11 protein-coding genes and 4 pseudogenes are annotated in these 11,543 nt (G+C 64.1%); 12 read left to right on the forward strand and 3 right to left on the reverse strand.

Annotated elements, in window-relative coordinates; all coding sequences use genetic code 11:
* Positions 1-142 precede the first annotated feature (142 nt).
* Complete coding sequence (locus tag JCM19049_RS03710; protein ID WP_054820840.1) at positions 143-655, reverse strand: DUF2243 domain-containing protein; 513 nt, start codon at positions 653-655, stop codon at positions 143-145.
* 335 nt (positions 656-990) lie between these two features.
* Between JCM19049_RS03710 and JCM19049_RS03715 the strand changes: the two genes are divergently transcribed.
* A complete protein-coding gene (locus JCM19049_RS03715; RefSeq protein WP_054820841.1) occupies positions 991-1,503 on the forward strand; it encodes a DUF421 domain-containing protein in 513 nt (170 codons plus the stop codon).
* Between the two features lie 57 nt (positions 1,504-1,560).
* On the opposite strand, the gene JCM19049_RS03720 is transcribed toward JCM19049_RS03715, so the two are convergent.
* Complete coding sequence (locus JCM19049_RS03720) at positions 1,561-1,932, reverse strand: DUF1622 domain-containing protein (RefSeq protein ID WP_054820842.1); 372 nt, start codon at positions 1,930-1,932, stop codon at positions 1,561-1,563.
* Between the two features lie 301 nt (positions 1,933-2,233).
* Between JCM19049_RS03720 and JCM19049_RS03725 the strand changes: the two are divergent.
* From JCM19049_RS03725 to JCM19049_RS03765, 11 genes and pseudogenes are all read left to right on the forward strand, one after another.
* Positions 2,234-2,786 (forward strand): annotated as a pseudogene (locus JCM19049_RS03725) (NAD(P)H-dependent oxidoreductase).
* A gap of 241 nt (positions 2,787-3,027) precedes the next feature.
* A pseudogene (gene ispG / locus JCM19049_RS03730) lies at positions 3,028-4,190 on the forward strand (flavodoxin-dependent (E)-4-hydroxy-3-methylbut-2-enyl-diphosphate synthase).
* Between the two features lie 61 nt (positions 4,191-4,251).
* Positions 4,252-4,550, forward strand: a pseudogene (locus JCM19049_RS18460) (DUF4081 domain-containing protein); the annotation flags it as partial.
* A 92-nt stretch (positions 4,551-4,642) separates the two neighbouring features.
* Positions 4,643-4,813: a hypothetical protein gene (locus JCM19049_RS18465; protein ID WP_279402410.1), complete on the forward strand. Its 171-nt coding sequence runs from the start codon at positions 4,643-4,645 to the stop codon at positions 4,811-4,813.
* Positions 4,810-5,028: a GNAT family N-acetyltransferase gene (locus tag JCM19049_RS18470; RefSeq protein ID WP_279402407.1), complete on the forward strand. Its 219-nt coding sequence runs from the start codon at positions 4,810-4,812 to the stop codon at positions 5,026-5,028. The genes JCM19049_RS18465 and JCM19049_RS18470 overlap by 4 nt, the downstream gene beginning before the upstream one ends.
* Before the next feature lie 115 nt (positions 5,029-5,143).
* The gene (locus JCM19049_RS03740) at positions 5,144-5,803 is read left to right on the forward strand and encodes a hypothetical protein (RefSeq protein WP_279402408.1); all 660 of its coding nucleotides are present in this window, start codon (positions 5,144-5,146) and stop codon (positions 5,801-5,803) included.
* Positions 5,804-5,983: 180 nt separating this feature from the next.
* On the forward strand, positions 5,984-6,676 hold the full coding sequence (locus JCM19049_RS03745) for a hypothetical protein (RefSeq protein WP_054820844.1): 693 nt from the start codon (positions 5,984-5,986) through the stop codon (positions 6,674-6,676).
* 166 nt (positions 6,677-6,842) lie between these two features.
* A complete protein-coding gene (locus JCM19049_RS03750; protein WP_054820845.1) occupies positions 6,843-7,601 on the forward strand; it encodes a hypothetical protein in 759 nt (252 codons plus the stop codon).
* An 8-nt stretch (positions 7,602-7,609) separates the two neighbouring features.
* Complete coding sequence (locus JCM19049_RS03755) at positions 7,610-7,930, forward strand: hypothetical protein (protein ID WP_054820846.1); 321 nt, start codon at positions 7,610-7,612, stop codon at positions 7,928-7,930.
* Between the two features lie 233 nt (positions 7,931-8,163).
* Positions 8,164-9,951, forward strand: coding sequence for a proline--tRNA ligase (locus tag JCM19049_RS03760; protein WP_054820847.1), 1,788 nt, complete (start codon positions 8,164-8,166; stop codon positions 9,949-9,951).
* Between the two features lie 89 nt (positions 9,952-10,040).
* Positions 10,041-10,827 (forward strand): annotated as a pseudogene (locus JCM19049_RS03765) (TSUP family transporter).
* Positions 10,828-11,170: 343 nt separating this feature from the next.
* Here the strand turns inward: JCM19049_RS03765 and JCM19049_RS22155 are convergent.
* Positions 11,171-11,543: LuxR C-terminal-related transcriptional regulator (locus JCM19049_RS22155; protein WP_279402409.1), on the reverse strand; the 373-nt coding region annotated here is incomplete at its 5' end.

The raw sequence follows: 11,543 nt of genomic DNA on the forward strand, positions 1-11,543 counted from the left end.
GGAGGTGACCAGTCCCGCCGCGTAACCGACGCCGCTGCCGCCAGCAGCAACACGGCCACAACCTCAAACACCTGCCAGCCCAGGGGCTGGTGGCCATGGGCTGCCAACAGGGCGGCATGGTGGCGATGTCCCATGAAACCGCCTACGTGTCCGTGCGGTGCGGGCGAGCGCGCCACAGGATCAGCAGCCCAACCAGCAGCAGCACCACGGCCGACCCAATCCAGATCGCGTCGTAGGGCAGCAGATCCACGTCGTAGCGGATCTGGTGGATTCGCAGGATCTTGTGGTCCACAATCCCGTCAAAGAGCTGGAAGAAGCCCACCCCGGCGATCAGCGCACCGCTCCAGCGTTTCCAATTCACTTCGCCCCGGCGCCGCACATCGGCCAGCAGGAACAATCCCCAGATGGTGATGAACCAGCCAAAGGCATGGAAGAACCCGTCGGCGGTCAACGCGACCTCGGTGGTGGACAGGTCGTAGAAGTGGTGCCATTGCAGCCCGAGGTGAAAGATGAACAGGTCGATCATCGAGGCGGCGATGCCGCAACCGAAGAGGAACCCGGAAAGGATGGTGCGCCGGGCGGGGTTGATGCCACCCCGGCCCTTCCCGGAGCGTGCCGGCGCACCCCGGCGGTCATTTGCCTCAGCACTGGACATCAGAAAACCTCCGCTTTGGTGTCAGACCAGGCCATTGTGTCCCCCACGGAGCCTGCCCACCATCGGATCTGCGTGCCGCCTGCCTAGAGCTGTCGCGCCGACTGGCAACCGATGGCGCACCCCTTTTCATTTCCCACCGCTGCTGTTACGTCCCGGCCGCAGCCACTTTGCTCCAGGACGGCTCCGTGCACAGCGGCATCCAAGACCCTAAGAATCCTCGCGCCGGCAACCGGAAACCGCAATGGGGCCGCACTTTTCCTCGGGGACCTTCAGGCAACGTTCCGTACCCTCCTCGGAGGCGGGCAGGCCCTCAGCGGACATGGCATGAATGGGCCATGGACTGGAATTCAATTTTGGCCCCGACCCTGCCCTTGCTGGAGGTGGTGGTGCGTGGAACCATCATCTTCCTTGCCTTGCTCATCCTGATGCGTGTGGTCGGTCAGCGGGAATCCGGGGGCCTGGGCATCACCGACGTGCTCTTGGTGGTGCTGGTGGCCCAGGCGGCAGCCCCGGGACTGAACGGCGAGGGGGAGTCGATTGGGGACGGACTGATCCTGATCGTCACGATGCTGGTGTGGAGTGTCATTGTTGATGCGCTGGCTTATCGTTTCCCCTTCGTCGCTCGACTGCTCAAGGCCAAGCCGAAGCTGCTGATCAAGAACGGCAGGCTAAACCGGAAGGTCATGCTCCGAGAATTCATGACCCGGGCGGAAGTGGAATCACAACTGCGTCTGCACGGGATTGAAGAAGTTGGGCAGGTTGAACGGGCCTATGTGGAACCCAACGGGATGATCAGCATCGTCCGCCGTGACGGAGGGGAAAGCGAACTCTCCGACCCACCCTTCTGATCAAGGCTCCTGACGTCCACTGATCCCCGTCGCGGACTGGATGCGGCGCTTCACGCCTCAGGCGGCGTCCGGTTCGGCTTCTGCGCCTTCTGGCCGCTTCTGCCAGGGCCAACGCCCGGTAATCTCCAATTCCAGCGACCAGCTGAGGAAGGTTCGGATCAGCACAATCGCGGCGAGCACCGCAACGCTTTCCATGGACGGGGTGACCGCCACGGTGCGAATGATATCGGCCGCCACCAGCAGTTCAAGGCCCAGCAGGATGGAGCGCCCCAGAAACTGGCGGAACTTTCGGTAGACCTCGCCCTCGCGGCGTAGCAACCGGGTGGCGGCGAAGAGCGCGGCCAGCAGAGTCCCGATAATAACGGCGGCAACGCCGACGGCATCCACGGCACGCCCAGCAGAATCGATGAAGTGTTGAAAGCTGTCCATGTTTTCCTCCTGGTGTCGGATCGGTTCTTGTCCCTTACCGTAGGACTCCGGCTATGCCGGCGAAATGGGTTCAAAGGTTCTCCGAAGTTGGGAGCAGAACGATCCCCAGGGGCAGGAGCACGGAACGCTCTGTCCCCTGGCAATCCACCCGCAAGCCGGCGCGGGGCGGAAACCAGAACGCTGGCCGTGTCCAGCGTCACAGCCCTCAAACGGAATGCAGTACGCAGGGGTACTGTTTAGGTAGTTGAAGCGTCATCAGTATGACGCGGTGTTCTAGCTTCACTATCTAAGGAGACGCCCTATGGCGACCAAGGTCCTGACCCTTGTCGGTTCCCTGCGCAATGGATCCACCAACCGCCAGCTGGCCGAGGCCACTGTCGAAAACGCCCCGGAAGGCGTGGAAGTCAGCGTGTATTCCGGCCTGGAGAACCTGCCGTTCTACAACGAGGACAAGGACGTCGAGGGCCAGGTTCCCGCCGCCGCCGCGGCCTGCGTGCGCAGTGGCCGAGGCCGACGCCCTGCTGGTGGTCTCCCCGGAGTACAACGGAACCATGCCGGCCGTGCTGAAGAACGCCATTGACTGGCTCTCACGCCCCTTCGGCGCCTCGGCGGCCACCGGCCTGCCGACCGCAGTCATCGGCACCGCCTTCGGGCAGTACGGTGGCGTGTGGGCCCAGGATGAGGCCCGCAAGGCCCTGGGAATCGCCGGCGCCAAGGTGATCGAGGACATCAAGATCGCCATCCCGAACTCCGTCGTCCGCTTCGCCGAGACCCACCCGAAGGATGACGCCGAGGTGGCCGAGCAGGTCTCGGGCATGCTCAGCGACATCCGCCGCATCGCCGAAGCCAACTAGTTTCCCTCCAGGCCGTTTCCCGGCCCGCGGGCCCGACCTACCCCTTCGGGCCCACCCCCTGCGTCCCCCGCCAAAACATTGAAGGCGGGGGACGCGTTCATACCCGGGCGGCTACCCCCGGGCCCCGGGCCGATGTGCGTACCGGTGCCCGGGTGGTTTAGCTCGCATCCGTACCCCATCGGGCGCAGACAGTGACATACTTGGACTTGAGAACTACCCACAGATCCTTCGGAGGCCTCCATTGACTTCGGTCAAACTCGGCATGCCGGCTGCACCCCCGCCGGTCATCGCCCCCCGTCGCAAGACCCGTCAGTTTAAAGTCGGCAGCGTGGGCATCGGGTCGGACTCGCCAATCAGCGTCCAGACGATGACCACCACCAAGACGCATGACATCAATGCGACCCTGCAGCAGATCGCGGAGCTCACGGCTGCCGGCTGCGACATTGTCCGGGTGGCCTGCCCCACCGACAAGGACGCCGAGGCGCTGAAGATCATCGCGATGAAGTCGCAGATCCCGGTCATCGCGGACATCCACTTCCAGCCCAAGTACGTTTTTGCCGCCATCGAGGCCGGCTGCGGTGCGGTGCGCGTGAACCCTGGCAACATCCGCAAGTTCGATGACCAGGTCAAGGAAATCGCCCAGGCCGCCAAGGACCACGGCACCTCGATCCGCATTGGCGTCAACGGCGGATCCCTGCACCCCAAGCTGCTGAAGAAGTACGGCAAGGCAACCCCGGAGGCGCTGGTTGAGTCGGCGATCTGGGAAGCCTCCCTGTTCGAGGAACACGGTTTCCACGACTTCAAGATCTCGGTCAAGCACAGCGACCCGGTGATCATGGTGCGCGCCTACCAGCTGCTGGCGGAATCCGGGGACTGGCCGCTGCACCTGGGCGTCACCGAGGCCGGCCCGGCATTCCAGGGCACGATCAAGTCCGCGACCGCCTTCGGCGCCTGCTCTCGCAGGGATCGGCGACACCATCCGCGTCTCGCTCTCCGCCCCTCCGGTGGAAGAGGTCAAGGTTGGCAACCAGATCCTGGAATCGCTGAACCTGCGCCCGCGCAAGCTGGACATCGTCTCCTGCCCGTCCTGCGGACGCGCCCAGGTGGATGTCTACACGCTGGCCGACAAGGTCACCGCCGCTGGAAGGCATGGAGGCGCCGCTGCGCGTGGCCGTCATGGGCTGCGTCGTCAACGGGCCGGGCGAGGCCCGCGACGCCGACCTCGGGGTGGCCTCCGGCAACGGCAAGGGCCAGATCTTCGTCAAGGGCGAGGTCATCAAGACCGTGCCCGAGGATGAGATCGTGGAGACCCTGATCGAAGAGGCGCAGCGAATTGCCAGTGAGATGGGCGTGAACGATGGCGAAAATCCTGCCGCGGGTTCTCCCGTGGTTACCGTCAGCTAAGGACGAAGCCGACCAGGTAACGCGCGTGCTGGGCCGGAGCGATACCCCGGCCCTGCTCGCGATGCTGGATGAAGATCCGGTCACCAACATTTTCCTGCGGGCGCAGCTGGACCAACACCGTTCGGCTGCGCCTGACAGCTTCGCCCAGATCTTCGCGCCCAAAAATCCCGGGGAACTGAGCAATGCGTGCTGGGTGGGCGCCAATATCGTGCCCACCGCCATGCACTACACCTACGCCCAGGCCTATGCGCGTCGGGCCTTGGCCACCCGGCAGCGTTTCGCTCGGTCTTCGGCCCGCGCGAGGCGGTAATGGCCATGGAGCCGGTGCTGTCCACCGGACCTCAGCGCATTTTTGACGTGCGCGCCAACCAGCCGCTGATGACCATCGAAGACCTTTCCCCGGTTCCGCCGCCACCACGCTGCGCACCGCCACCCTGCAGGACTTCGATTTGGTGCTGCCCGCCAGTGCGGCAATGTTCGAAGAGGAATTGGGCTACTCGCCGCTGGAAAGCGGGGGAGGGTACTACCGCAGCCGGGTGCGCAACATGTTGCGCCAAGGCCACACCTTCTTCGATGTGGACCAGTACGGAGAGGTGATCTTCAAGGCGGACCTGGCACCGTGACCGCCAAGGCCACCCAGATCCAGGGCGTGTGGGTCAACCCCCGCTACCGCGGGCAAGGGCTGGCCGCCGGGTACATGTCTGCCGTGGTCAACCACGCGCTGAGCTTCGCGCCGGTCGCGAGCCTATATGTCAATGACTACAACACTGCGGCGATCCGCAGCTACGAGCGCGTGGGTTTCCGCCAAATCGGCACATTCGCGACCATTCTGTTCTAACCTTTATTGAGGCGAATTGGCGCGCCCAAGGATATTTTCAAGAGCCGTGAATCATGAGGCGAAAGGCTGGGCAATGATACTGCGCAGGGGACGTCGCTTCACGGTGCTACCCCTGATGGTGGCATTATCCGCGACAATGGCTGGCTGCAGCGCGGAACCGACCGATGCCGCCGAAGGCGGTTCCCAGGCGGCGGCCATTGAACGTTCCGCGAGCCAGATGCACGATGCACTGAACGAATTTTCCCAGGGGGCCAAGGACGCTCACCTCATCGACGACGAAGAGCTGCGCCGCACCATTCCTGCCGCCCAGAGCTGGCTAAAGGACATTAAGGTCAACCCCGCTGAATGCGGCCCGATCATGGACATCCCCCTGGCTGAGCAGCTGGCCGGCGCCACCATGGCACTGCTGGAAACCGATGAGGGCACCGTGGCCGCGGCTGCCTTCAGGGACACCCAGACGCTAAACGACCAGCTGGCCAAGGACGATGAATTGTCCAGCAAATGCACCCGATACACGGTGCTGCGCGGGGACAAGCACGTGGCCTATCACCTGGCCAAGCAGCCGGTGTCCTCCGGTGCCGAGTATTCCCGCGCCCACCTGCTCACCAGCAGCGATGGCTCGGCGGCCATGCAGCAGATGGTGGTGCGCGCGGCCCACGGCAACCTGATGGTCACCATCAGCCAGCCACTGGATAGGAAAAACCAGGCGCAGCAGCTGGAACAGGCGAGCGAAGATGCCGATCGGGTGCTGGAGCTGGTGCGCGACCAGCAGTAGCCGAGAACCGCAGACCCGCGGCGGGCAGGGCGTGGTGGCGCGCCGCTTCAATTCAAATACATGGAATGAATCGATCCGAGCGGCAGAAAAATCCCGAAAAAGTTCGCGTCACGAGTTTTATTTCCAATCATTATTCTAATAGACTGCTCGAGAACGATCATCTAACTTGAGGGAGTAGCCATGAAGAAGCGTTCGCTGATGATTCTGCCGCTGGCAGCCGCATTTGCCCTGTCCGGTTGTGGAGGATCCGACAACAGCGGATCGAACGACTCCGCGCCCGCCGACGCAGGCCAGGCCCAGAGCCAGCCGGCCAACGAGGCCCCAACCCTGGACGGCGCGCAGGTCAAGACCGTGGCCGAATCGATGGTGGAGGGCGAGGAGAAGGCACAGGTGCTCGACGGGGACACCATCGCCGCGAACATGCCCCAGGCCAAGAAGATGATCGATGAAATGAAGATCGAGCCGGCCAAGTGCGCCGAGGTGATCGCCGAGCAGAGTTCCTGGGACGTAGAAGGCATCAACATGGCGGTCGCCACCGTTGTGGACGGCACCAACGCCAAGAGCTACTCCGTGGCCTCCTACGAAGATGACGCCAAGCTGGAGGCCGCCCGCAAAGGCGCCGAATCCAAGGACCTGAACGGCTGCGATAGCTTCACCATGGAGGCCCAGGGTCAGAAGCTGACGGCGTCAGCAGAAATCCTCGACGGCACCTCGGACGCAGAGCTGACCGTGGTGACCAAGACCAATGTCGCCATGGACGGAGTGGACGTGCCGATGAACAGCATCAGCGTCCAGGCCCTGGACGGGCGCACCGCCATCTCGGCCAGCGCCTCGGGCGACGTGAAGGACAGCCAGAACCTGATCACTCCCTGATCAAGGACGTCAACAAGGGATTGGCGGAGGCCAAGAACGTCAAGTAACCTAGTGCAGCCGGATTTCGAGCCGTTCAACGACACGAAATCCGGCTGACCACCCGGCTTCACGCTGTTCGCGGCGTGCCCGGCCCGGGCAGGAAAATCAACCACACAAGGAGTTCGCAGTGCAGAAGCGCTCAATGATGATCCTGCCCCTGGCCACAGCTTTCGTGCTGGCAGGCTGCAGCGGTACCGTGGAATACGGTAGCGGTGTCGCGCCCACGGCCAGCACAACCCAGTCCCCGGCGCCCGTCTCATCGGAAAATTCGATTCTGAGCGATGAGCAGGCCATGAAGGTCGTTGAACAGTTGCTCGGGGACGCCGAAGGCGCCCACATTCTGACCACCGAGGAACTTAGGGCCCAGTCCCAGGCCATGAAGCAGCAGTTCGACGGGGTGCAGATTGAGCCGGCTAAGTGCCGTCAGGTCCTGGCCGGCTCCTCGCTTAGCGACCTGGGTACCTCCACCCAAGTCGTTGGCACCTCCCAAACCGCTTCCTCCAGCCGCACCTATCAAGTGATCTCCCTGGATGACACCAAGCTGGACACCGTGCGGCAGCTGCTGCAACCCGACAGCTTCGACGGGTGTGAACAGGTCACCGAACACGTCAAGGGTCAGGACATCGAACGGCAGATCAAAACGCTGCAGACCAACCTCGCTGCCGACCAGGCATCCGCCTTCCAGCTCACCACCACCGGTCCGCAGGGCAGCAACACCACCGCCGTGGCGGTATCCGTCCAGGGGCTGCACGGCAACGAGTACGTTTCGGTCACCGATGTCGTCATGAGCACCCATGGTGGTGAGGAAGTCGACGTTCAACAGGTGCTTTCCTCACTGGCCAAAAACGCCAACAAGGCTTTCGCGGCGCTTGAGTCCATGCGCTAGGACCCGCGGTGGCTCCGGCGCACATCCAAGTCAAGACCCACTGGCTCAACGGGTGGTTCATCGGTCTCTTCGCCCGTCCGTTCGTGGTGGTTGACCACATAGAATACGAGACGGCCTGGGGCAGTTCGCTGCGCGTTACCATCCCGTCCGGGACGGTCTGCATTGGCGCCGGGATTCGGTACACCCGTCGGGGCCAACTGCTTGGCTGGGCGCCGCAACAGCGGACCGTAACCCCCACCCACCAGGCATCGGCACCGCTGCAGATCATCTTTCGCAACGGACCCTGGAACCATTCCCCCTTCGCCGTTGCCCGGTGGCAGCAGCACTAGGGAAAGAACCCCGGCGGCAATGCGCTACGTCGTTCGACAGCTCGGAACAGCGGCCGAAAGCGCGGTACCGGGCCCGTCATGCCCAACAAGGCAATGTGTTTGGGGCCGGTGTGACCGGCTAAGATTGTTGGTGGCCGTCAAATCGGCCAAACCCACAAGATTTGCATTGCTAAGTTCATGGCCCACCGGTCACTCCGGTCGAGGTGTGCAACTTACGGAAAAGGATACGACGCGTGGTTTTGAAGCTTTCCACCATGTTCCTGCGCACCCTGCGCGAAGATCCGGTTGACGCCGAGGTTGCCAGCCACAAGCTGCTGGTGCGTGCCGGTTACATCCGCCGTGCCGCCCCGGGAATCTACACCTGGCTGCCGCTGGGCCTGAAGGTGCTGGGCAAGGTCGAAAACATCATCCGCGAGGAAATGAACGCCATCGGTGGCCAGGAAGTGCACTTCCCGGCGCTGCTGCCGCGCGAACCCTACGAGCAGACCGGGCGCTGGACCGAATACGGGGAGGCGCTCTTCCGGCTCAAGGACCGCAAGGACGCGGACTATCTGCTGGCCCCGACCCACGAGGAAATGTTCACCCTGCTGGTCAAGGACCTGTACTCCTCGTACAAGGACCTGCCGGTGTACCTCTACCAGATCCAGCACAAGTACCGTGATGAGGCCCGCCCGCGGGCCGGCCTGCTGCGTGGGCGCGAGTTCATCATGAAGGACTCCTATTCCTTCAACATCGACGACGAGGGCCTGGACGAGGCGTACGCCGCACACCGCGCCGCCTACCTGAAGATCTTCGAGCGCCTGGGCCTGGAAGTCGTTCCGGTATATGCCCAGGCCGGAGCAATGGGCGGGTCGAAGTCCGAGGAATTCCTACACCCCACCGAGATCGGCGAGGACACCTTCGTGCGCTCCCCGGGTGGCTACGCCGCCAACGTGGAGGCCGTGACCACCGTGGTGCCCGAGTCCATCGACTACGCGAACGCCGAACCCTTCGAGGTGCTGGACACCCCGGACACCCCGACCATCGAAACCCTGGTTGCCGCAGCAAACCAGCTGCGTCCGCGTGCCGAACGCGAATGGGAAGCCAAGGACACCCTGAAAAACGTGGTGCTGGCGATCGTGGACCCCGAGGGCGAACGCCACCTGGTCGTCCTGGGCGTGCCCGGGGACCGGCAGGTCGATGAGAAGCGCGTGGAAGCCACCATCGGCGCGGCGCTGGGCATTAACGGAGAGGTGCAGGTCGAACAGGCCAGCGCCGAGGACCTGAAGAAGCACCCGGAAATCGTCACCGGCTACCTGGGCCCCGGCCTGGGCCGCGACCAGCAGCTGCTGGGCGCCGAAACCAGTGGGAAGATCACCTACCTGGTTGACCCGCGCGTGGTTCCCGGCAGCGCCTGGATCACCGGGGCCAACGAACACGGCAAGCACGTGTTCAACCTGGTTGCCGAGCGCGACTTCACCTGGGACGGCACCATCGAGGCCGTCAACGTGCTGGACGGTGACCCGGCTCCGGACGGCTCCGGGCCGCTGAGCACCGAACGCGGCATCGAAATGGGCCACATCTTCCAGCTGGGCCGCAAGTACGCCGAGTCCCTGGACTTGAAGGTGCTGGACTCCAATGGCAAGCTGCAGGTGGTCACCATGGGCTCCTACGGTGTGGGCGTCACCCGCGCGGTCGCCGCCCTGGCCGAGTCCTACCACGACGAGAACGGGCTGACCTGGCCCCGGCAGATCGCCCCGGCCGACATCCACTTGGTGGTCACCGGCAAGGGAGCCGAACTAATGCAGGCCGGCGCGAAGCTGGCCGAGGAATTTGAGGCGGCCGGGCTGGATGTCATCTTCGATGACCGTCCCAAGCTCTCGGCCGGCGTGAAGTTCTCCGACGCCGAGCTGATCGGCGTGCCGACCATCGTGGTGGTCGGTCGCGGCCTGGCCGACGGGCTGGTGGAGGTCAAGGACCGGGCCACCGGCGAACGGCGCGACGTGAAGCTTGATGAGGTCGTCGCCGAACTGAGCAAGTAGCGTTGCCACCCCGCGGGAAAGCACCCGCCGGGGTTGATTCGATAGCAACTTCGGTAAGGAAGCAGCGCGTGCAAGAGCTCCTTGATTTCCTGTCGGTCAACTCCGAACCGGTCGCCGCCTGGCCGCTGGCCCTGCTGCTCCTGGCAGGGTTCGCCGCCGGGTGGGTCGACGCGGTGGTCGGCGGCGGGGGACTGATCCAGCTGCCCGCGCTGCTGCTGTTTCCGGGCATCACCCCCGTCCAGGCGCTGGCCACCAACAAGCTCGGCTCCATCTTCGGGACCACCACCAGCGCCATCACCTACTACCGGCGCACCAGCCGGATCTGAAGACCGCCATCCCCATGGCCCTGTGCGCGCTGATCGGCGCGTTCGGCGGGGCCGGGATCGCGGTGATCCTGCCCACCGAACTGATCGAACCGATCATCATCGCCGCGCTGGTGGCGGTGCTGATCTTCACCATCGCCAAGCCGCGGGCCGGGGAGCTGTCCCAGCTGAAGTACACCGGAAGCGCCCACTACCTGCGGGCGGTGCTGATCGGGGTGGTGATCGGGGCCTATGACGGGATGATCGGTCCGGGCACCGGTTCGTTTTTGATCATCGCGATGGTCACCGTGCTCGGCTACAGTTTCCTGGAGCCTCGGCGAAGGCCAAGATCGTGAACCTGGCCACCAATCTGGGGGCGCTGCTGCTGTTCCTGCCCGGCGGGCACGTACTGGTGGGCCTGGGCCTGGCCATGGGCGTGATGAACATGCTCGGCGGCTACCTGGGCGCGCGGATGGCCATCTCCAAGGGCAGCAAGTTCATCCGGGTGATCTTCGTGATCGTGGTGGCCGCGCTGATCATCAAGCTCGGCTCGGATCTCATCCTCGGAAAATAGGGCGCCGGGTCACCAGACCATGCGGCCGCGGGCAAAGCCAGCATGGGGGCAGCAGCCGCTTAAAGAGGTGGACCCATTGTCCTCCCGCATGAAGCGGCGGGATGACAATGGGCCAAGGCTTCCTCCCCCAAAGAAGCCCGATCCGGTTCGTGGCGTACTGCTGCGATGCACCCGTGAAGGCGCCCGTCTGAGCGGTGAAGACCTGCCAAGTGAACCCGATCCTCATTGGGCAACCAGGCGAAGGATCTGACCTGGCCGCCGAAATGGTGCCGGGAACGCCCCATACCGATCCCGGTGTTTGATCATTTCCCTTTCAGCTTGACTGATTCACAAGCATTTTTCGTCATACCAGGACGGTATCTTTCCCCTCCCGGGTTGCAGAGGCCACCGGGCAGGGGACAGGCCAGGTCAACGGGCCACTGCTAGGCAGGCACCGGGTCGTCGGGGTGCACGAACCCCGAACGGTAGGCCAGCGCCACCACCGCGGCCCGGTCCCGGGCCCCGGTCTTGAACAGGATCCGGGCCACATGGTTTTCACGGTGGCCTCGCTGAGCACCAGGGTTTCGCGGATTTCCTGGTTGGACAGCCCGGCCGCGACCAGGCGCAGTACTTCCTGTTCCCGTGTGGTGAGCACCTCGGTGATGTCGGTGGGCACCGCCGAGGAGGCGCGCAGCCGCTGCACCAGGCGCGTGGCCGCGGTGGCATCCAGCCAGGTG

It is taken from the genome of Arthrobacter sp. JCM 19049 (assembly GCF_001310435.1).